The 20,585-nt window shown below is 70.5% G+C and carries 19 protein-coding genes and 1 riboswitch; of the genes, 12 read left to right on the top strand and 7 right to left on the bottom strand.

All coding sequences use genetic code 11. The features are described 5' to 3' along the window. Positions 1-13 precede the first annotated feature (13 nt). On the bottom strand, positions 14-679 hold the full coding sequence (ctaE, locus tag IEY84_RS03730) for an aa3-type cytochrome oxidase subunit III (RefSeq protein ID WP_183545346.1): 666 nt from the start codon (positions 677-679) through the stop codon (positions 14-16). 138 nt (positions 680-817) lie between these two features. On the opposite strand from ctaE, the gene IEY84_RS03735 reads away from it, so the two are divergent. Next, the gene (locus IEY84_RS03735) at positions 818-1,228 is read left to right on the top strand and encodes an Rv3143 family two-component system response regulator (protein WP_183545345.1); all 411 of its coding nucleotides are present in this window, start codon (positions 818-820) and stop codon (positions 1,226-1,228) included. Further along, positions 1,225-2,262: an anthranilate phosphoribosyltransferase gene (trpD, locus tag IEY84_RS03740; protein WP_183545344.1), complete on the top strand. Its 1,038-nt coding sequence runs from the start codon at positions 1,225-1,227 to the stop codon at positions 2,260-2,262. Before IEY84_RS03735 ends, trpD begins: the two co-directional genes overlap by 4 nt. Before the next feature lie 48 nt (positions 2,263-2,310). Here the strand turns inward: trpD and IEY84_RS03745 are convergent, their stop codons facing one another. Both IEY84_RS03745 and IEY84_RS03750 read right to left on the bottom strand, forming a co-directional pair. Then, positions 2,311-2,589, bottom strand: a complete 279-nt coding sequence (locus IEY84_RS03745) for an Lrp/AsnC family transcriptional regulator (protein ID WP_183545343.1) — start codon at positions 2,587-2,589, stop codon at positions 2,311-2,313. Positions 2,590-2,763: 174 nt separating this feature from the next. Further along, on the bottom strand, positions 2,764-4,491 hold the full coding sequence (locus IEY84_RS03750) for a DEDD exonuclease domain-containing protein (RefSeq protein ID WP_183545429.1): 1,728 nt from the start codon (positions 4,489-4,491) through the stop codon (positions 2,764-2,766). An 85-nt stretch (positions 4,492-4,576) separates the two neighbouring features. On the opposite strand from IEY84_RS03750, the gene IEY84_RS03755 reads away from it, so the two are divergent. Beyond that, positions 4,577-6,505 (top strand): hypothetical protein, encoded by a 1,929-nt coding sequence (locus IEY84_RS03755; RefSeq protein ID WP_183545342.1) that lies wholly within the window; start codon positions 4,577-4,579, stop codon positions 6,503-6,505. Here IEY84_RS03755 and IEY84_RS03760 read toward each other — a convergent pair. Together IEY84_RS03760 and IEY84_RS03765 are read right to left on the bottom strand one after the other, a co-directional pair. Next, complete coding sequence (locus IEY84_RS03760; RefSeq protein ID WP_183545341.1) at positions 6,486-8,375, bottom strand: APC family permease; 1,890 nt, start codon at positions 8,373-8,375, stop codon at positions 6,486-6,488. The genes IEY84_RS03755 and IEY84_RS03760 overlap by 20 nt on opposite strands. An 83-nt stretch (positions 8,376-8,458) precedes the next feature. Continuing rightward, complete coding sequence (locus tag IEY84_RS03765) at positions 8,459-9,721, bottom strand: NYN domain-containing protein (RefSeq protein WP_183545340.1); 1,263 nt, start codon at positions 9,719-9,721, stop codon at positions 8,459-8,461. A gap of 283 nt (positions 9,722-10,004) precedes the next feature. On the opposite strand from IEY84_RS03765, the gene IEY84_RS03770 reads away from it, so the two are divergent. From IEY84_RS03770 to IEY84_RS03785, 4 genes are all read left to right on the top strand, one after another. Beyond that, a complete protein-coding gene (locus IEY84_RS03770; RefSeq protein ID WP_008363129.1) occupies positions 10,005-10,202 on the top strand; it encodes a hypothetical protein in 198 nt (65 codons plus the stop codon). Positions 10,203-10,298: 96 nt separating this feature from the next. Continuing rightward, positions 10,299-10,502: riboswitch (cyclic di-AMP (ydaO/yuaA leader) on the top strand. Positions 10,503-10,517: 15 nt separating this feature from the next. Beyond that, positions 10,518-11,510 (top strand): C40 family peptidase, encoded by a 993-nt coding sequence (locus IEY84_RS03775; protein ID WP_183545339.1) that lies wholly within the window; start codon positions 10,518-10,520, stop codon positions 11,508-11,510. A 38-nt stretch (positions 11,511-11,548) separates the two neighbouring features. Next, a complete protein-coding gene (locus IEY84_RS03780; RefSeq protein ID WP_183545338.1) occupies positions 11,549-12,751 on the top strand; it encodes a gluzincin family metallopeptidase in 1,203 nt (400 codons plus the stop codon). Then, a complete protein-coding gene (locus tag IEY84_RS03785; protein WP_183545337.1) occupies positions 12,748-13,980 on the top strand; it encodes a M48 family metallopeptidase in 1,233 nt (410 codons plus the stop codon). Before IEY84_RS03780 ends, IEY84_RS03785 begins: the two co-directional genes overlap by 4 nt. A 107-nt stretch (positions 13,981-14,087) precedes the next feature. Here IEY84_RS03785 and IEY84_RS03790 read toward each other — a convergent pair whose 3' ends face one another. Next, positions 14,088-15,881 carry an AMP-dependent synthetase/ligase gene (locus tag IEY84_RS03790; protein ID WP_183545336.1) on the bottom strand — a complete coding sequence of 598 codons (1,794 nt, stop codon included), beginning with the start codon at positions 15,879-15,881 and terminating at the stop codon, positions 14,088-14,090. Positions 15,882-16,013: 132 nt separating this feature from the next. Here IEY84_RS03790 and IEY84_RS03795 point away from each other — a divergent pair, with 132 nt between their 5' ends. From IEY84_RS03795 to IEY84_RS03815, 5 genes are read left to right on the top strand one after another with little or no spacing between them, the layout of a single operon-like run. After that, complete coding sequence (locus IEY84_RS03795; RefSeq protein ID WP_183545335.1) at positions 16,014-16,451, top strand: SRPBCC family protein; 438 nt, start codon at positions 16,014-16,016, stop codon at positions 16,449-16,451. Next, positions 16,448-17,674: an ArsA family ATPase gene (locus tag IEY84_RS03800; protein ID WP_183545334.1), complete on the top strand. Its 1,227-nt coding sequence runs from the start codon at positions 16,448-16,450 to the stop codon at positions 17,672-17,674. Before IEY84_RS03795 ends, IEY84_RS03800 begins: the two co-directional genes overlap by 4 nt. Before the next feature lie 6 nt (positions 17,675-17,680). After that, a complete protein-coding gene (locus IEY84_RS03805) occupies positions 17,681-18,106 on the top strand; it encodes a DUF5304 family protein (RefSeq protein WP_183545333.1) in 426 nt (141 codons plus the stop codon). A 3-nt stretch (positions 18,107-18,109) separates the two neighbouring features. Beyond that, positions 18,110-19,063 carry an ROK family glucokinase gene (locus tag IEY84_RS03810; RefSeq protein WP_183545332.1) on the top strand — a complete coding sequence of 318 codons (954 nt, stop codon included), beginning with the start codon at positions 18,110-18,112 and terminating at the stop codon, positions 19,061-19,063. Beyond that, complete coding sequence (locus tag IEY84_RS03815; RefSeq protein WP_183545331.1) at positions 19,060-20,037, top strand: ROK family protein; 978 nt, start codon at positions 19,060-19,062, stop codon at positions 20,035-20,037. The genes IEY84_RS03810 and IEY84_RS03815 overlap by 4 nt, the downstream gene beginning before the upstream one ends. Here the strand turns inward: IEY84_RS03815 and IEY84_RS03820 are convergent. Beyond that, positions 20,034-20,522, bottom strand: a complete 489-nt coding sequence (locus tag IEY84_RS03820) for a hypothetical protein (protein ID WP_183545330.1) — start codon at positions 20,520-20,522, stop codon at positions 20,034-20,036. The genes IEY84_RS03815 and IEY84_RS03820 overlap by 4 nt on opposite strands. Positions 20,523-20,585: the final 63 nt, after the last annotated feature.

Raw genomic sequence — 20,585 nt, forward strand, 5'->3', positions numbered from 1 at the left:
ATTCAGTCCTTGGTCACTTGAGGAGGTAGATGGTCGCGAACAGGCCGATCCACACCACGTCGACGAAGTGCCAGTAGTAGGACACGACGATCGCGGAGACGGCCTGCTCGTGGGTGAAGCGCTTGGCGACGTACGTCCGGCCGAGCACGAACAGGAAGGCGATGAGGCCGCCGGTGACGTGGAGGCCGTGGAAGCCCGTCGTCAGGTAGAAGACTGAGCCGTAGGGGTCGTCGGGGCCGGTGATGCCGCGGTTGAGGGCGATGCCCTCCTGCACCAGGGCTGCGTACTCCGTCGCCTGACCGGCGATGAAGACCGCGCCCATGAGGTAGGTGAGGATGAACCACTCACGCAGGCCCCACAGACGGACCGCAAGCAGGGAGCCCTTACGTCCGACCTGGCCGCGCTCGGCTGCGAAGACGCCGAACTGGCAGGTGAACGACGACAGCACGAGGATGGTCGTGTTGACCGCCGCGAACGGGATGTTGAGCCCGTCGGTGTTGGCTGCCCACACCTCGGGGCTGACCGCGCGGATCGTGAAGTAGGCCGCGAACAACGCCGCGAAGAACATCAGCTCGCTTGCGAGCCAGATGATCGTCCCCACGCTGACCATGCTCGGACGGTCGTGGTGCCCGTGCAGGCGGGCTGTTGGAAGAGTCGATACTGTCGCCACGCCCGCCATTATGTCCTGCCCCTTCCTCAGAGTCTCCTTGGGACCCTGTGTGTCGTGTTTCAGAGGGTGCTACACCCTTGAGACACCGCTCAGGTTCAGGCTGTGACATCTAGCCGTCGGCCATGGTGTTGGCGCTAGCATTCGGGTGTGACCGATACCACCTCGAACTCACTGAAGATCCTCGTCTACAGCGACGACCGTGACGTCCGCAAGCAGGTGATCCTCGCGCTGGGGCGTCGCCCGCACCCGTCTCTCCCGGAGGTCGAGTACATCGAGGTGGCCACCGAGCCGGCCGTGCGCGCACAGCTCGACGCCGGCGGCCTGGCGCTCGCCGTGCTCGACGGTGAGGCGGCTCCGGCCGGCGGGCTGGGGGTCGCGAAGGCGGTCAAGGACGAGGTGCGAGACGCTCCGCCGATCGTCGTCCTCATCGGTCGTCCGCAGGATGCATGGCTCGCCACCTGGTCGCGTGCGGAAGCCACCGTGCCCCACCCGCTCGATCCGTTCGAGCTGGCCCGGACGGTCGTGGGACTGCTGCGGCCCGTTAACGTTGGCGCATGACGTCCGCCTCAGACTCCTGGCCCGAGGTCCTCACCACGCTGGTCGCTCGACGGTCCCTGTCGGCGCACCAGGCGGCGTGGGCGATGGGGGAGATCCTCTCGGGCGAAGCGACGCCGGCCCAGGTCGCTGCCTTCGCAGTGGCGCTGCGTGCCAAGGGCGAGACCGTCGACGAGCTCGCCGGGGTCGCCGACGGGATGCTCGCCAAGGCCAACCCGATCTTCGTGCCCGGACGCGTCCTCGACATCGTCGGCACCGGCGGTGACCGGTCCTTCTCGGTCAACATCTCCACCATGTCGGCGATCGTCGCGGCCGGTGCCGGGGCCAAGATCGTCAAGCACGGCAACCGGTCCGCCTCGTCGAAGTCCGGGTCGGCCGACGTGCTCGAGGCGCTCGGCATCCGGCTCGACCTCGACGTCTCGCGGGTCGGCGAGGTGGCCGACGAAGCCGGGATCACGTTCCTGTTCGCCGCTGCCTTCCACCCGGCGTTCCGCCACACCGCGGTCGCCCGCCGAGAGATCGGCATCGCCACCGTCTTCAACCTGCTCGGCCCGCTGACCAACCCGGCCCGCCCGGCGTCCTCCGCGATCGGCTGCGCCGATGCGGCTGCCGCACCGATCATGGCCGGCGTCTTCGCCCGCCGCGGCTCGGACGCGTGGGTCTTCCGCGGCGACGACGGCCTCGACGAGCTCACCACCACGACGACCTCCCACGTCTGGATGGTCTCGCAGGGTGTCGTCACCGAGGCGACCGTCGAGCCGCTCGACCACGGCATCGCCCGGTCCACCGCCGAGGCGTTGCGCGGCGCTGACGCGGCCTACAACGCCGCCGTCGTCCGCCGTGTGCTCTCCGGGGAGAAGGGCGCCGTACGCGACGCAGTGCTGCTCAACGCGGGTGCCGCCCTCGCGGTCCACGACGCTGGTTCCGGCAGCGTCGACGAGCGGCTCGCTGGGGGTATCGCTCGTGCGGCGGAGTCGATCGACTCGGGGGCTGCTCAGGGTGTGCTCGAGCGGTGGGTTGAAGCAACCTCGCGTTGAGGTAGATGATCTCGCGCCGAGTCGGCTACGCCTGACGGGCTGCGCCCGTTAGTCCAGGCCGATCGAGAACGCGGCTTCCAGGTCGACCTGGGAGTAGGTGCGGAAGGCGATGTGGGTCTCGGTCTCGAGGACGCCGGGGACCTTGTTGACCTTGTCCGCGACTACCGTGGCCACCTGTTCGTGGTCGTGGACACGCACCAGGGCGATCAGGTCGATCTGACCGGTGACGGAGTAGACCTCGCTGACGCCCTCGATGGCGGCTACGGCCTCGGCCACCTCGGGGATCTGGGAGACCTCGGCATTGATGAAGACGATCGCTGTGATCACGCGGGTCACGTTAGCCGATCCGGCTAAAGCGTGTTCGAGGACCCGGCATCGGCTCCGCGTCGCCCAGCACGCACTCTCGCGGCGTTGACGCTTCTCGAATTACGCCCGGTAGTCCTTCGAAGCGTCGCCTTGCGAGAGCACGCACTGGACGACGCGGCGCTCGATGCCACGTCCTCAAACACGCTCGAGCGCCGCTGCCCGACGGCCCGCGCCGCCGATCGGACAGGTCCACTCGCCCTCGATGTGGGCGAGGCGTACGCCGGGGGACTCCAGCCAGCGCAGCACCAGCTCGGTCTCCTCGGCGCTCGCCGCCGGCACCGGCCCTGGCGCAGGCAGGACGGTCTCCGCGCTGAGCTGGAGAGCGGCGACGTAGGAGTGGGCGTTGGCCTCGCGCGGGATCACCCCGGCGCCGGCGAGGCGCCCGTGACGGACGACGTGGACAGCCCAACGGCCGTCGTCCTCGCGCCGGATCGCGGTGAGGTCGGGAAGTCTGGTGATCGCGGAGAGCCGCTGAGTGCGGGCGGCGGCACGCAGGTAGGAGGTCAGTCGGTCGCGGTGGACGGCCGCCTCCTCGAACCGTTCCTGCTCGGCCAGGCCGGTGAGCCGCTCGGTGACCGTCTCTACGACCTCGTCGGGCCGATGGAGCAGGGACTCACGGACCCGGGCGACCAGGGCCGCGTACGTCTCCGAGGGGACGCTCTGGTCGCACGGGCTCAGGCAGCGGTGGAGCTCAGCGAGGACGCACGGGGTCCGTCGCGGAAGCAGCGGGAGCCGGTCGGAGCACTGCCGGATCGGGAAGGTGTCGTGGAGCGCCTGGAGTGCCTTCTCGGCGACCTTCCTGGACCCGAAGGGGCCGAGATAGTCCGCCTCGTCGTCGAGCACCTGCTTGACGAGCGACAGCCGGGGCCACGGCTCCCGGGTGAGCTTGACGAAGTGCATCTTCTCGGGCCGCCGTGAGCGGCGGTTGTAGGGCGGCTTGTGCTCGGCGATGAGGCGCAGCTCGCGCACGCCCGCCTCTAGCGCCGTCGCGCACTCGATGCCCTGCACGGTCGCGGCGAGCCCGACCATCTCGCCCATCCGGGACCGCGTCTCGGAGGCGGTGAAGTAGGTGCGTACGCGGGTCCGCAGGTCTTTCGAGGTGCCGATGTAGAGCGCCCGCCCCTGGGCATCCTTGAACAGGTAGACGCCCGGCGCGTGCGGCAGGTCCTCGGCCAGGTGACGCTTCTTGCGCTGGGCGGTGGTGACCTTCGCCGAGAAGGCGGCCAGGTCCTCGAGGGTCTGCACCCCGATGTTGCCGAGGCGCTCCATCATCCCGTGGAGGACGTCGACGGTCGCGCGGGCGTCGGAGAGAGCGCGGTGGTTGGGCGTCGTGGGGGAGCCGAAGACCCGGGCGAGCGAGCCGAGCTTGTGGTTGGGCGCCTCGTCACGAGTCACCACCCGGCGGGCGATCTTCACCGTGTCGAGCACCTCGAACCGCGGCCACGGACGCTCCTGCTTCGCGGCGAAGTGCTTGAGGAAGCCGACGTCGAAGGGGGCGTTGTGGGCGACGAGCACGCAGCCCTCGGCGAACTCGAGGAAGGCCGGCAGCACCGACTCGATGGTGGGGGAGGAGGCGACCATGGAGTTGGTGATCCCGGTCAGCACGGCGATCGAGGGCGGAATCCCGGTGTGCGGGTTGACCAGGGTCTGGAACTCGCCCAGCACCTCGCCGCCGCGCACCTTCACCGCGCCGATCTCGGTGATCATCCCGCCGTTGTCGGGGCTGTTGCCGGTGGTCTCCAGGTCGACCACGCAGAAGGTGAGGTCGCGCAGGGGTCTGCCGAGCTCGTCGAAGCCCCGCTGCGCCTCCCAGCCTCCGGTCGTCTGCGCGCGCTGGCGGCGGGCGACCGCGCGGGCACGCATCTCCAGACGTGCCTCACGTACCGCCGAACTACTGCCCATGCGAACACATTAGCGAGTGCCACGGACAGTCTTCGACCACTAGGGTGTGGCGCACCTGACACGGGAGGTGTGGGCGATCGCTCCGAGAAACGGCAGCAACGAGGGGTCTACGGGCGGCAACGAGGACCGGCCGTGGGCACGCTGGTTCGCTCGCTCGGGCTCGTTGCAGGTCGAGCCGGCCGAGGCCGGCGAGCAGGCCAGGAGGCTGCTGGACGCGGACGGGCTCGCTGCGGCGCTGCGGTTCAACGAGCGAGTCCTCGACACCCTCACCGGCGATCTGGCGGGTCTGGTCGACTACGTCACAGTGCTCGACGGCGCCACGACCGACGAGGTCCTCAACACCCAGAAGCTGATCGACAACGCCTTCGCCCGGGTCGCCGCCCACGGTGTCGACCGGTTCGTGGCGTGGCTCGCGGAGCTGCGTACACAGGGTCATCCGGCGATCGCGGTCCAGGCGCTGCATGCGTACGGCCGGATCGCTGACAGCGACCCGGCTGCCGCGGCGACCTCCCTGGACTCCGCGGCCGACAGGGTGATCCTGATCGCGGCCGCTGCGCTGCACCGCCCGCCCGAGGACGCGGCCCGGTTGGCCATCGAGACCGAGCACGACGCCTCCATCGCCTACGCCGTCATCCACGACGTGCTGCGTCAACGCACCGTTCCCGACATCGCTCGGTTCCTCCGGGCCCTGCATCTGCTCGGTGCGACGGCACTGGTCAACGACACCGTCAAGCAGTTCGCTGCTCTCTCCAGCGGCCGCTCGAACCTCGACAAGGCCCTGCTGTACGTCGCCCTGGATGCCACCCCGCGACTTCGCGAGATAGCGCTGGACCTGCTCTGGCGCACCCTCGGTGCGATCGGCGACCTCGGTCGTACGCCGGGTCCTGGGCAGCAGCATGACCTCGTCGCGGCGTTCTGGGCGCTGTGTCCGGGAGGCCGTGTGCTCGAGGACTGGTTCAAGGTGCGTCTCGACGGCAGCGAGAACGCCGAGGAGGCCCGCGAGCAGGTGGTCCTGCTGCTGCGCGGGAGCCGGGGACCCGGCCGCGACCGCCTGGTGGCCGCGCTGGCCGCCGACGCGACGCCGACGAACCTGAAACGGATCTGCGACACCCTGATGGACGAGGGGAGCGAGGCCGAGGCGGCGATGATCGTCCGCGCGCTCGCCCGCAGCGGCCACATCGAGCGTCTGGGGGACTTCCTCGACCGGTGGTCGTGGGCGCAGGCCTCCGGCGAGACCACGCGGAACCTGCTGGAATGGGTCCTCACTCCCGATGGCCCGGACCGCGAGCCGATGGGGTCAGCGGTCGTGGAAGGGATCGTCAGCCATCTCGCCGACGCCCACGGCAAGACGCTGGGCGAGGACCTTCGCCGGCAGGCTGCCACCTTGGTCAGGCTCCGCCCGCCCGAGGAGATCGTGGGTCTGCTCGACCGGGTGCCGTCGCGGGTCGGCAGACGCGGTCGCTCGGCCGTGGCTGCCGACGTCGGCTGGAGGCTGGCCGAGGTTCTGCTCGTCTATCCGGCGCCGACCGAGGAGCGGTACGTCGCGTGGTACGCCGACTGTCTCGCCGCCCTGACAGCCGCCGGGTTCGCCGATGCGGTGCGTACATCCTGGCACCACCTCGCCGACGAGGCGATCGACCGGCGCGGAGCCGGGCCGACGATCGCCGAGACCGCCCACCAGCTCCGGCGGGCGGCGTCCGCGGCCGGCGAGGGGCATCGCCAGGAGCTGGCCGGCACGGCCGACCGGCTGCTGGTCCGCTACCTCGACCAGGCGCAGAGCGTCACGCCCACCGACATCGTCGGCATCACCACCCGGCTGCGCCTGCACCGCTATCCGACGGCGAGCCGCGCCGAGGTGCTGCGGCGCTCGGTGGGGCGGTGGCAGGACCGCGCCCGGGTCGTTGCCGTCGTCGAGAGCCTGGTCGCCGCGGGTCAGGACGAGGAGGCCGAGTGGGTCAGGTCCGGGTCGTCGTGAGCCGGGTCTGCCGCAGGTAGCGCCGGCCGGCCCCGACCAGCAGGACGAACGCGCCCGAGGCGACGATCATCACCAGGACACGCAGGCTCCACACGCTCCAGACGGAGTCGTCGTCGATCCGGTGGCGGACGGCGCTGAGCAGCGTCAGCGCGGCGAGATACACCGCGAGCACGACGAAGGGGCGGTTCGCCGGGTCGCGGGAGAACAGCCGCGCGCCGTGGTTCTTCGCGTCGTACCAGCCCAGGCCGGGGACCCGAAGACGGTGGAGCCACGGGAGCACGAGGAGGGCGAGCGATCCCCAACCGATGACGGCGACGCCCTTCCACACCCGGTCCCAGGCGGACTCGTTGACGACCAGCGCGATGGCGACGAAGGCCGCGTACGCCGCGACGGGGAGGAGCTGCTGGAGACCCGTCCCGAGCAGCTCCGAGCGCACCGCCAGGACGACGCAGGTGACCGCGTAGAGGATCAAGATCGGGATCGTGTTGAGCACGGCCAGGGTCTGCCAGTCGCCGCCGACCGCCACCAGCACGACCAGCGCGAGCACCAGGTTGACGAGCAGGATCAGCCAGAAGGAGTCGCTGGTGCGGCCCGGGAGCCGTGAGGCCCGCTGCTCGTGGAGCCCGCTGGGGACGTACCTCTCCGCGCTGAGCGTGTAGACCTCGCGGCTGAGGGCGTAGGTGAACACGATCCCGGAGCCGATCGGGGCGATGATCGCCGCGAGGCGCACCAGCACGACCAGCCAGTCGAGCGGCGCCCCGACCAGCGCGGCCGAGTCGGTCAGGAGTGCGTACGAGGTGCCGTGCTCGGCTCCGGAAGCCGCCATGTGCTCGGTGTAGACCAGCTGCAGGGCGGAGTAGAGCAGGAACGATCCGACGACCGTGCCGTAGACCGCCCAGCGCACGCGCCTGGCGACCGCGCGCGGGCCGCCACGGACCTCACCGGTCACGTCCAAGGGTGCCTGGAAGCCGATGTAGGCGTAGATCACGCCGCTGGTGATCAGCGCGCTCAGCACGCCGGTCGTCGTGGGCCCGGGAGCCGGCCCGGGGTCGGTGGGCCGGCCGGGGACCGCGAGTGCCAGGAACACCACGAGGACCACCGGGATCGCGATCTTGAGCAGGGTCAGGGCCGCGTTGGTGCGGAGGACGAGCCGCCGTGGCAGCAGGACGAAACCGATGATCGCGGCGGTCACCACCACTGCCAGGGCAGAGCCGGTCCCGGTGAGCCCGTCAGGGTCGGCCAGGGCGGGGAAGATCTCGGCCAGCCCGCTGACCGCGGCCGCTGCCTGGGCGGCCGGGTTGATGGCGTAGGAGATCCACAGCGACGCGGCGAGGATGATCACGACCAGCGGCCCGAAGGCGTCGTGTGGGTGGAACAGGAGTCCGCCGGTGCGCTGGGAGATGAGCCCGAACTCGACCATCACGACGGCGATGGTGAGCATGAGTACGCCGCCCGCGGCCCAGCCGAGGAGCGCGGCCTCGCCCAGGCTCTCGTGCAGGCCGGGGACGGCCAGGAGCCAGCCGGACCCGATGACGCCACCGGCAGCGAGACCGACGACCTCGACGAGACTCAGCTTGTCGCCGTCTTCGGCGGTGCTCTCGTTCTCGTCCTTCCCGGATCCCGTGCGAGCCGTTGTGGTCTCCACGGGCCGGGGCGCACGCCCCGCAGTGTGCTGGGCCCGCTGCATGAACGCGAAGGCGGTCGCCGCCAGCAGGCTTCCGAAGACCGTCACCCAGAAGATCGGCTCTCGCAGAACCTCACGAAGGCTCAACGACTTGAGCGGGTCGAGCTGGAGGGTGCCGTAGGTGGCCATCACGAGCCCTGCGGCGCACAGCAGCACCCTGGCGATCGCGTTGAGGGCGTGCCGCACGCGTTTGGTCTCCCACTCCCGATGGTCCGAACGTCCGCAGAACCTACCGAATCAGGTCGGTGGCCCGCAGGAAGCCGGCTGAATCAGCCGAGCAGGGGCGAGAGGGAGGAGAGCGGGACGGTGCGGGCACCGGCGCGGCGTACGTCCTTGACGATCTCGGCATCGTCCGTGGCGACGAGGATGATGCGGCCGGCGGGCTCGGCGTCGACGAGGTCGCGGATGACGTCGTCGGCGATGACGCCCTCGGGGGAGAAGAGGACCTTGACGCCGCGAGGAGGCACGGCGGTGGGGCGTACGGATGCGGAGTGGGCGTCGAAGACGACGGTCGTCTCGGCGCCGGTGCGGGCGGCGATCGGCGCGACCGCTCGCAGCAGCCGGAGCCGTTGGGCATCGAGCGCCGAGCCGGGCCACAGCGCCTTGGAGACGTTGTAGCCGTCCACGATCAGCCGAACCCGCGGCATGGACAGGAACTGCTCGAGGTGTGCGCTGCTGGTGACCCCGGCACCGGCGACCGTGTCCGCCGCGGCCAGCTCGGCCTCGATCCGCTCGCCCGGGGTGCCGGTGACCGGCGGCAGCGCCAGCTCTCGCCGGAGCCCGCCAGCGGCATCGAGCAGCGTGTCGAGCAGGAACCGCGCCCGCAGCGAGGCGTCCTCGCGATCCGCCTTGGACGTACGCCGCTCAGCGGCCGCCTCGCGCTCCAGCTTGTCGATCTGGCTGCGGAGGTGGCGCACCTGTCGGTCGCGTGCGGCGATCTCGTCCTCGGCGCGGGCGAGCGCCTCACGGGCCTCGGTCAGGGCCTCGTCCAGCCCGGTGCCTGCCTGGCGGGCGGCGGTCCGGGCCTCGCCGAGCTTGCGCCGCAAGGTGGTGTTGTCGGCCTTGAGGTCGTCGATGCGGGCCTTGCGGTCGGCACGCACCTCACGGATCTCGTCCTCGGCCGCGGCGAGCTTGACGCGCAGGCGGGCGACCTCGGCGTCGACCGCGGGCACCGCGGCGGCGTCCAGCCGGTCCAGTGCCTCCTTGAGGGATACCTCCCAGCCGTCGGGGCGGACGAGCCAGACGACGGCCGCGGTCTCGGCGGGATCCTCGGGCAGGACGAGGTCCTGGGTGTCTTCGGAGACGTACGCCGGGCGCAGCTGAGTGCCGATCTTCGCCCGCACCTCGTCGTCGCCCTCGAGCACCGAGGCGATCATCGCGCCGCCGGCCTTGGCGCGCCTGGCGGGTGCGAAGTCGGCGATCCGCTTGAGCGCGGGTGGGAGCCGCGCCACGTCCGGAAGCACCCCGGCGGTGAGCGCGACGATGCGCCCCCGGACCGTGTCGGGGAGCGTCGCGTACGCGGAGACCTCCATGGTCCAAGTGTAGGGACCCCACCCGCGATCTCCGCTTCGATTAGAGATCGCGCAGGTGCGGCCGCCTGCTACGCGCCGCGATACGGGCGCGCTGGCGGCGTTGCCGCCTCTCGATGGTGCAACCAGACCGCCTTCGAGGCGGCGCCTTGCCAGCACACCCGTCTCGCGACGCTCGCGACGGCGTCCCCACCCGCGCGATCTCTAGTGCCCTGCGATGGTGATGACACGCCGCACGCAAGCGTACGAAAGCAAAAATGTCGGTGCTCGGTGAGACCGTCACAACATGACGACGAGAATCGACTGTGACACCTGCCTGGTGCGGGGACTGGCGTGCCACGACTGCGTGGTCACTGTTCTTCTGGGCCCGCCGCCCGAGCTGACCATCGAGGACGAGGAGCGCCGGGCGCTCGATGTGCTGGCCGACGGTGGGCTGGTTCCGCCGCTGCGGATGGTGGCTCTGCCGTTGGTGGAGGGTATGTAGCCGAACTTTTGGGCGTGGGTGGTTGGCAGGTGGGGGATCGCGTCGGCTAGTGTGCGCAGGGAATTGGCGCTCGTGGAAGTGGGTCAACCGGCCCACGCGGGTGCCGCGCTCAATCCAGGTCCGCTTCGGGGCGGGCCAGGAGCCGGGGAACCACACCGGTCGGAGGCCGCAACATGGCCTGCGATCACCTGGGGTGCATCCGCCGCGAGGACGATCTGGGAGACCGGATCGAGGAGCGGTGGTAGGGCAGGTCGTGCCTGAACCCGTCAGCTCACCCGGTAGGCGCCAACGACTACACAAGGAGACCGTCCGCTCGTGACACGCGACCGGAAGCGACTCATTGCCGGAGCAGCCGGCATCGCCGCCATCGGTGTCGCCGGGATCATTCCCGCCGCGACCCCCGCCCAGGCCGACCCAGACATCGACGACGTTCGCAAGAAGGTCGACAAGCTCTACACCCAGGCCGAGGCCGCCAACGAGGACTACAGCAACGCCAAGCTGCGGCTGCAGGACCTCAAGGACCAGCTCGAGGACCTCAGCGCCGACGAGAAGCGGCAGAGCAAGGATCTGGACAAGATCCGTGCCGAGCTCCGTGACTCGGTGCTGCGGCAGTTCGAGGGCTCCGACGTCTCTGCCGTCGGCCAGGTGATCACCTCCGAGGACCCGCAGGAGTTCCTCGCCGGGCTGTCCACCGTCTCGTCCTACAACGCGCTGCAGGCCGACCTGCTGGCTCGGTACAACACCGAGGCGAAGGCCCTCCAGGTGCGCCGGGAGGCCACCGAGGAGAGCAAGGCCGAGGTGGCCAAGGTCAAGACGACCATGCAGAAGAAGAAGAGCGAGATCGACAAGAAGTTCGAGGCCGCTCAGGCCGAGCTCGATGAGCTCGAGGCCGACGAGCTCGAGGAGTTCCAGGCTGCCGGTGCCGGCGCGGGCATCCCGGCCAACCTGCCGCCGCCCTCGGGCCGCGCCAAGGTGGCCGTCGACTACGCCCTCGCCCAGGTCGGCGACGCCTACGTCTACGGTGCCACCGGCACCTCGTCGTGGGACTGCTCGGGCCTCACGATGGGTGCCTGGGGCGAGGCCGGTGTCGGGCTCCCGCACTCCTCCTCGGCGCAGTACAGCAGCGGACCCCAGGTCTCGCGTGACCAGCTCGCCCCCGGCGACCTGGTCTTCTACTACAGCCCGATCAGCCACGTCGGCATCTACATCGGCAACGGCATGATCGTGCACGCGTCCAACCCGAGCACCGGTGTGAAGGTCTCCCCGATGGACGAGATGCCCTACACGGGCGCCGTCCGCCCGGGCTGAGCTTGACCCAGGACACCGAAGAGGCCGATCGTTCGCAGGTGCGAACGGTCGGCTCTCTTGTCTCTCGCCCGGCCCTGATCGGGGCCGTGCTCGTCGTGGTGATGCTCCTTGCCGGGTTCGTCGGGTGGCGGTTGACCGGCGGGGGCGAGTACGTCGCGCCCACACCCTCCATCGCGCCGGTCGTGCGCGCCGACACCGAAGGTGCCCGGGCCTCGCTGGACGAGCTGGTCGACGGCGTACGTGAGGGGGCGGAGCCCGACGGCGAGGACCCCGCCTCGGTGGCGGTCCGCAACGCGAACGCCATCGGCATCGAGGACGTCACCGCCAGGTATGTGGCCGAGGCGGACAACGTGGAGCCGAACGGCTCCTGGACCGCTGACGTCGAGATGTCCTGGCGCGCCCCCGGCGACCCGGCGCTGACCGAGGAGTTGAAGGTCGGCTTCGACGCCGACGGCGCGATCACCGGGTTCTCGGCGGCCCAGGGCACCCGGCTGCCGTTGTGGCTCAGCGGCCCGGTCGAGGTGCGCCGCACCGGCTCCACCCTCGTGCTGGTCCAGGGCTCCGCTGAGGTCGCCGACCGCTACGCCGAGCTGGCCGCCACCGCGGTGGACGAGGTCCGTGAGGTGATCTCCTGGGACGATCCGCGCCTCGTCCTCGAGGTGCCGGCGGCCGGGCTCGAGTCTGCGCTCGGAGCGCAGCCGGGCGCCTACTCCGCGGTCGCCGCCGTGACGGCGACCGTCGACGGATCCACGAAGGCCGGTACTCCGCTGCACGTGTGGGTCAACCAGGGCGTCATCGGTGACCTGGACGCCCCCGGCGCCCAGGTGGTGATCACCCATGAGGCCACCCACGCGGCCACCGACGCCCCGACGAACACGCGCCGACCGATGTGGCTGGTCGAAGGCTTCGCCGACTACGTCGCGCTCCGTGACACCGAGCTGCCGCTGTCCAAGACCGCCGGCCAGATCATCGCCCAGGTTCGCGAGAACGGCGCCCCCGAGAAGCTGCCGGGCACGGCCGAGTTCAACACCCGCTCGGAGCACTTCGGTGCCGAGTACGAAGCCGCCTGGCTCGCCTGCGAGGTGCTCGTCGAGGCCGGCGGTGAGCAGGCCCTGGTCGATCTCTACGAGGAGACCGGGCGCGGCATCGCTCTGGAGAAGGCGCTGCAGTCCGGCTTCGGCTTCGGGGAGGATGAGCTGACCGCCCGCTGGCGGACCCATCTGTCAGACTCTGCGAAGTGAGTTCGACAAGACGTACGTCCTGGGTGGTTCTTGGCATCGGGACGGTCGCGTTCGTGGTGCTCGCGTGGCTGCTGATCCCGTGGCAGCCTTACCCGGGCGGCGCGCTCGAGCTGCCCGACGAGCGTGACGTGTTCGCCCCCGAGGAGCTGGAGCGGATGCTGGCGTACTCCGGCGCCGCGCGCTGGATCAGTCGGGCCGGCCTGGTCGTCTCGCTGGTGGTCGCCTGCGTGCTCGGGTTCACCTCGCTCGGACGCCGTCTGGTGGCGAGGCTGCGCGGGCCGTGGCTCCTGCGGGTGGTGCTGGCGGTCGCGGTGGTCACGCTCCTCGGCTGGATCGCGACGCTGCCGTTCGGGGTGGCGATCCAGCGGTTGCAGGTGCGCTACGGGCTCTCCAGGCAGGACTGGGGATCGTGGCTGACCGACTCGCTGCTCAACCAGGTCGTCGGCATCATGACCACCTCCCTGGCGCTGCTCGCCCTGTTCGCGTGCATCCGCCTCGGCCGGCGCTGGTGGCCGGCGCTCGCCGCCGTCCTGGTCGGCGCCCTGGTGGTGCTCGGCTCGTTCGTCTACCCGGTCGTCATCGAGCCGCTGTTCAACGACTTCGAGCCGCTACCGCGGGGCCAGTTCCGCACCGAGGTGATGGCGATCGCCGAGCGTGAGGGCGTCGAGCTCGACGATGTCCTGGTGGTCGACGCCTCCCGGCGTACGACCTCGCTCAACGCGTACGTCACCGGCTTCGGCTCCACCCGCCGGGTGGTCCTCTACGACAACCTCATCGACTCGCAGCGGGGCGCGGCCGCGCGCGGTGCGGTCCTCTCTGTCGTCGCCCACGAGCTCGCCCACGCCAAGCACGACGACGTCCTGGTCGGGACGGTCATCGGCGCCGCCGGCGCGGTCACCGGCGTCGGTCTGCTCGGCCTGCTGCTGTCCTACCGGCGCCGAGACGAGTACGCCACCCCCGAAGCCGTCCCGATGCTGATGGCGGTCTTCGCGCTGGCGAGCCTGCTGGCGATGCCTGTGCAGAACGGGCTCAGCCGGCACGTCGAGGCCCGCGCTGACGTCGACGCGCTCCATGCCACCGGCGACCTGGAGTCGTTCACGAGGCTGCAGCACGACCTCGGCGTACGCTCGCTCTCCGACCCGTCCCCTCAGGCCTGGTCGCAGTGGTGGTTCGGCTCCCACCCGACGACCCTGCAGCGCATCGCGATCGCCCACCGCATCCTCGACTGACGCCGAGTCGGCTCACACTGACCAAAAACGCCGCCGAGTCGGCTCGTCATGACGAGCCGACTCGGCGGGGATCTCGGTCAGGATGCGCCGACTCGGCGCGGCCAGAACTACTTTGCGTAGAGCGCGTCAACCTCGTGGCTGAACTCGCGCAGGACCACGTTGCGCTTGAGCTTGAGGCTGGGGGTGAGCTGGCCACCCTCCTCGGTCCAGGAGTCGGGGATGATCGCGAACTTGCGGATCGACTCGGCCTTCGAGACGGCCTTGTTGGCGTCGTCGACGGCGCTCTGGATCGCGGCGCGCAGGTCCTCGTCCTCGACGAGGGCCTCGATGTCGCCGGACTTGCCGTTGGCCTCGGCCCAGGTGGGCAGGGCCTCGGGGTCGATGGTGACGATCGCACCGATGAAGGGCTGACCGTCGCCGACGACGATGCACTGGTCGACGAGCACGTGGGCGCGAAGGCGGTCCTCGAGGACGGCCGGGGCGACGTTCTTGCCGCCGGCGGTGACGAGGATCTCCTTCTTGCGGCCGGTGATCTTCACGAAGCCCTCGTCGTCGACCTCGCCGAGGTCGCCGGAGTGGAACCAGCCCTCCGCGGTCTTGGCCTCGGCGGTCGCCATCGGGTTCTGCCAGTACTCCTTCAGCACCTGGCCACCCTTGAAGAGCAGCTCACCGTCGTCGGCGACCCGCACCGAGGTGCCGGGCAGCGGCCGTCCGACGGTGCCGATCTTGAACGCCTCGGGCAGGTTGACGGTGAGCGCGGCGGTCGTCTCGGTGAGGCCGTAGCCCTCCAGGACGGTGACGCCGATGCCGCGGTAGAAGTGGCCGAGGCGGTCACCGAGCGGGGCGCCGCCGGAGACGGCGTAGGAGCAGTTGCCGCCGAGCGCGGCCAGCAGCTTGCCGTAGACCAGCTTGGAGAACAGCTTGTGCTTGGCCGCCAGCAGGAAGGACGCCTTGCCGGTCTCGGTGGCACGGGAGTACTCGATCGCGACCTCGGTGGCCAGGTCGAAGATCTTGCCCTTGCCGTCGGCGACCGCCTTCTGCGAGGCGGTGTTGTAGACCTTCTCGAACACGCGCGGCACCGCCAGCACGAAGGTCGGCTGGAAGGTGCCGAGGTCGGCGACGAGGTTCTTGATGTCTGGGGTGTGGCCCAGGCGGGTGCGCGACTTGATGCAGCCGATCTGGATGATCCGCGCGAAGACGTGCGCCAGCGGGAGGAACAGCAGCGTGCTGCGGCCCTCGAAGGTGAACAGCTCGTCGAGCGAGTCGACGACGACGCCGAGCTCGAACATGAAGTTGCCGTGGGTGAGCACGCAGCCCTTGGGGCGCCCGGTGGTCCCGGAGGTGTAGATCAGGGTCGCGGTGTCCTCGGGGGTGACCGCGATGCGACGGGCCTCGAGCTGCTCGTCGGTGATGTCGGTGCCGAGCTTGCCCAGCAGCTCGACCGCGTTGTCGTTGATCGACCAGACGTTGTTGAGCGCGGGGCAGCCGGCGCGGACCTCGCTGATCCGGCTCATGTGCGCGGCGTCCTCGGCGATGACCGCCACGGTCGCGGAGTCCTGGAGGATCCACTCGATCTGCTCGGCCGAGGAGGTCTCGTAGATCGGCACCGTCGTCGCGCCGGCGAACCAGATCGCGTAGTCGATCAGCGTCCATTCGTAGCGCGTCTTCGAGAGCAGAGCGACCCGGTCTCCAGCGCCGACACCCGCCGCGATCAGGCCCTTCGCGACCGCCGATACCTCGGCGAGGAACTCCGAGGAGGTGACGTCGGCCCAGGAGCCGTCTGCGCCTGGGCGGCTGAGGACGGCCACACCGGGCGCCTCGGCGGCGTTGCGCACGACGTCGTCGGTCAGGTTGCCGGTGGGGGGAACAACGTACGTCGCGGGCGTGGAGAACTCGCGCACTAGGGCCTCCGCATACTGATGGTAGGTGGGTACGAACCGGAGGTTACCCCCGTCACAGCCCGACCATTTCACCGGGATGCTATCCGGTACGCTCCATGGCACCTAGCAAGTCAGGGAGTGAGGACACCACCGATGGCCGATCAGACCACCTCGACGATCGTGATCGAGGCCGCGCCCTCGGACGTGATGGCGGTGATCGCAGACTTCAAGTCGTACCCGGCCTGGGCCAAAGGCATGCAGGAGGTCACCGTCGTCGAGACCGGCGTCGACGGGCGGGCCGAACAGGTCCGGTTCGTGCTCGACGTCGCGCCGATCAAGGACGAATACACCCTGGCGTACGACTGGGACGGCGACCGCCAGGTGACCTGGTCGCTGGTGAAGGGCAATCTGCTGCGGTCGATGGACGGTGCCTACGTGCTGCGGGACCTCGGTGGTCGCACCGAGGTCACCTACCGGCTCGCGCTCGACCTGAGCATCCCGCTGATCGGCATGCTCAAGCGCAAGGGCGAGAAGGTGCTGATCGACACCGCCCTGCGTGGCCTCAAGCAGAGGGTTGAGAAGCCCGCGTGAGGATCCTCCTCTTCACCGGCAAGGGCGGCGTCGGCAAGTCGACCGTCTCGGCCGGCACTGCAGCGATGTCCGCAGCCCACGGCCTGCGCACCCTGGTCCTCTCGACCGATGCCGCACATTCCCTGGCTGACGCATTCGGCCTCTCGAACGGTCGCAGCGAGGGCGTACTCGGCTCGGAGCCCGTCCAGGTCACCGAGCACCTCTACGTCCAGCACGTCGACACCCAGCGCCGCTTCGAGCAGTCCTGGGCGGAGGTGCAGGGCTACCTGCTGAGCGTGCTCGACACCATCGGGGTCGACCGGATCGCTGCCGAGGAGCTGACCATCCTCCCCGGCGCGGAAGAGGTCTTCGCGCTCCTGGAGCTGCGCCGGATGGCGCTCTCGGGGGAGTGGGACACGATCGTGGTCGACTGCGCCCCGACCGCCGAGACGCTGCGGCTGCTCGCGCTCCCCGAGGCGCTGGGCTGGTACCTCGAGCGCATCCTTCCGGTACAGCGCAAGATGGTGAAGGCGCTCAAGCCGGTGCTGACCAAGGCTGCGGGGGTGCCGATGCCCGGGGACTCCGTCTTCGACGCCCTGGTCCGGCTCCACGACGAGCTCGCCGAGGTCCGCGTCCTGCTGTCGGGCCCCGAGGCGTCCGTACGCATCGTGCTGACCCCCGAGCGGGTCGTGCTCGCCGAGGCGCGACGGTCCTGGACGACGCTCTCCCTCTACGGCTACCGCGTCGACGGTGTCGTCGCCAACCGGATCTTCCCGGCCGGCGGCTCCGACGACTGGCGCGCGGGCTGGGTCAAGGCCCAGGACGACGTGCTCGCCGACGTCGAGGCCTCCTTCGACGGGCTGCCCGTCTGGCGCTCGTCCTACCGGCCCACCGAGCCGGTCGGGGTCGAGGATCTGCGTGAGGTCGCCGAGGCGGCGTACGCCGGGTCCGGACGTTTCGACCCGCTCGCTGTCCCCGAGAGCGCGGCTCCGTTCCGCACCGAGACCGACGGCGCGACGACGGTGGTCCATCTGGCGCTGCCCGGGCTGGCCCAGTGGGTCGGACGCGAGCAGGTGCAGCTGGGCCGCAACGGCGCCGACCTGGCGATCACCGTGGGCGCCTACCGGCGTCTGCTGACCTTGCCCGCCGCACTCGCCCGCATGGACGTCAGCGGGGCGCGGGTCGAAGGCGGAGAACTCCGGGTAACGTTTTCTCGCCAGACGACGAACACCGAGAGCGAGTAGTGTCGCGTGAGCGAGCAGCAGCACCGCCACGAGTGGGCCGACGAGCCGTTGGGGTCGACCGCCGAGGAGCTCGGCCGGCTGATGGAGGCGATCGGGGAGTGGGCCAAGGACTCCCGGTTCGCCCACTTTGCCGAGTCCTTCGGGGAGCATCTCGACACGGGAGCGCCGGAGTGTGCCTACTGCCCGCTGTGCCGTACCGTTCATGTCCTCCGGGAGTCGAGCCCGGAGGTCAAGTTGCATCTGGCCAGCGCTGCCGCATCGTTGATGCAGGCCGCGGCCACGGTGCTCAACGCGGCCACGAGTCCGGGTGCTGGCCCTAGTGAAGACGAGGATGCTCACAGTGATGGCGTGCGGGCTGAGGAAGACGCGACCCGGGACCGGGCGCAGCGCTCGGAGAGGGTCGACCGGATCGATCTCGACGGCTGGAGCTGAGGCATGACGACGAAGAAGAAGCTCGCCTGCGGCGTCGACGTCGGGGGCACCAAGATCCTCGGTGGCGTCGTCGACCACCATGGCAACATCATCGAGGACCACCGCGTCGAGTCGCCGGCGAAGAGCCCGGAGGCCATCGAGGCCGCGATCATCGAGGTGGTCCTGGAGCTCAAGACCCGCCACCCGATCGAGTGCGTCGGCATCGGCGCGGCCGGCTACATCGACAAGGACCGTTCGACGGTCATGTTCGCGCCCAACATCGCCTGGCGCGACGTACCGCTCAAGGAGCGCCTGGAGAAGGTTCTCGAGCTGCCGGTCGTGATCGAGAACGACGCCAACGCGGCCGCGTGGGGCGAGTTCGAGTACGGCGCGGGTGCCGAGGTCGACAACATGATGCTCGTGACCGTCGGCACCGGAGTCGGCGGCGGTCTGGTGCTCGAGGGCGAGCTCTACCGCGGCGCCTTCGGCGTCGGTGCCGAGATCGGCCACATGCGGGTCGTGCCCAACGGACACCTGTGCGGTTGCGGCAACCGTGGCTGCTGGGAGCAGTACGCCTCAGGGTCGGCCCTGGTGCGCAACGTCCGTTCGGCGGCGCGTGGCGGCTCGCTGCTGGCACGCGAGGTCCTGGACCGCGCCGAGGGTGACCTCGACAAGATCAAGGGGCCGCTGATCACCGCGGCGGCTCGTGACGGCGACGCCTTCGCGATCGAGGCGCTGACCGACCTCGGCATCTGGCTCGGCGAGGGGATCGCCTCGATCGCCGCCGTGCTGGACCCGGCCGTGGTGGCCATCGGCGGGGGCGTGGCAGACGCCGACGACCTGCTGCTCGGACCGGCCCGCCGGGCCTTCGAGGCGCAGCTGACCGGCCGCGGGCACCGGCCGATGCTCGACATCCGCAAGGCGACGCTGGGCAACGACGCCGGGCTGATCGGTGCCGCCGACCTGGCCCGCAAGTGAGGGAGAGCGCGCCTGTCCACGTCGGGGTGGACATCGGCGGCACCAAGGTGCTCGCGGCGGAGGTCTCGCCGGCAGGTGAGGTGCTCCGCACCGCTCACCGCAGCACCCCGGGGCGCCGGGTCGAGCTCGAGCTCGTCGAGGACGCCCTGACAGAGGCGGTCACCGAGGTGGCCGCGGGGCGGCCCGTCGCCGGAGTCGGGCTGGCCGCGGCCGGGTTCGTCGACGCTGCCGGGGAACGGGTCATGTTCGCCCCCCACCTGCCCTGGCGGGGCGAGCCGACCCTGTCTCGGCTCTCCGAGCGCTGGGGCACTCGGGTGGCGCTCGACAACGACGCCAACTGCGCTGCCCTGGCCGAGCTGGAGCTGGGTGCGGCCCGTGGCGTCGACTCGGCCCTGCTGATCACCCTCGGCACCGGCATCGGCGGCGCAGTCGTCATGGGCGGCCGGGTCGTCCGGGGTCGCAACGGCATGGCCGGGGAGTTCGGCCACATGCAGGTCGTGCCCGGCGGGCTGCCGTGCGAGTGCGGTCTCACCGGCTGCTGGGAGCAGTACTCCTCCGGCAACGCGCTGGTCGCCTTCGTGCGCGCCCGCGTGGAGACCGAAGAGTACGCCGGCTGCGCGCTCGACGAGCTGGCGGCGGGCGACCCGCTCAAGATCACCGGCCCGGCGGTCACTGCTGCCGCGGCCCGTGGCGATGCGCTCGCGCTCGCGGCGTACGAGGCGGTGGGCTCGTGGCTGGGCGTCGGGATGGCCGGTCTGGTCGCCGCCTACGACCCCGAGTTGCTCGTCGTCGGTGGGGGAGTGTCCACCGCCGGCGACCTGCTCCTGGGTCCCGCTCGGACGGCGCTGGAGGGCTCGCTCGTCGGGCGCCACCATCGCGAGGTGCCGCGGATCGTCACGACGGCCTTCGGTGCGGAGGCGGGCGTCGTGGGTGCGAGCATCCTGGCTCGCCGGCTCACCTCGAGCGTGCGCTAGACGCGGGCGCCGTCGTCCCAGGGATCGCGGGGTTCGGACGGCATCGTCGCCAGCAGGTAGACGAACCCGGCCAGGAAGGCGGCGACCAGGCCGCCGATGACCCAGCTGCTGAAGTGGCGGTCGATGATCTGGGTGACCACGATCAGGACCAGCACGGCGACAGGTGCGCCGAGCACGCCGATCCAGGCGAGCAGGCGTGCCGGGGTCGGCTTCGGCAGCGGTGGCGGGGGCGGGGGGACGTACCCCTCGTCGTCGTCGCGCCACATGTCGTCGTGGGGTTCCGGCTCCTCGACCGACTCGACGATGTCGATCTTCTTCTCGAAGAGGCCACGGGAGACGGGCTCCTCGATGGCCGGGCGGTCGCCGTAGTTCTCGACGATCTGGCGCCAGGCCTCGTCGTCGTCCGACGGCTGGCCCTCCGAGGGCACGGAGGGGTCGTCGGGGGCCCCGGTCGCGTCCTCGGGCCGGTCGTCTCGGTCACTCACTCCTCCAGCCTAGCCGGATCCCATGACAGGGCGCGGGAGTAGAAGTACCTGTCTCGTTATAGG

Origin of the sequence: Nocardioides albus (assembly GCF_014648255.1) — a bacterium.
In the GTDB taxonomy this organism is placed as follows: Bacteria; Actinomycetota; Actinomycetes; order Propionibacteriales; family Nocardioidaceae; genus Nocardioides; species Nocardioides albus.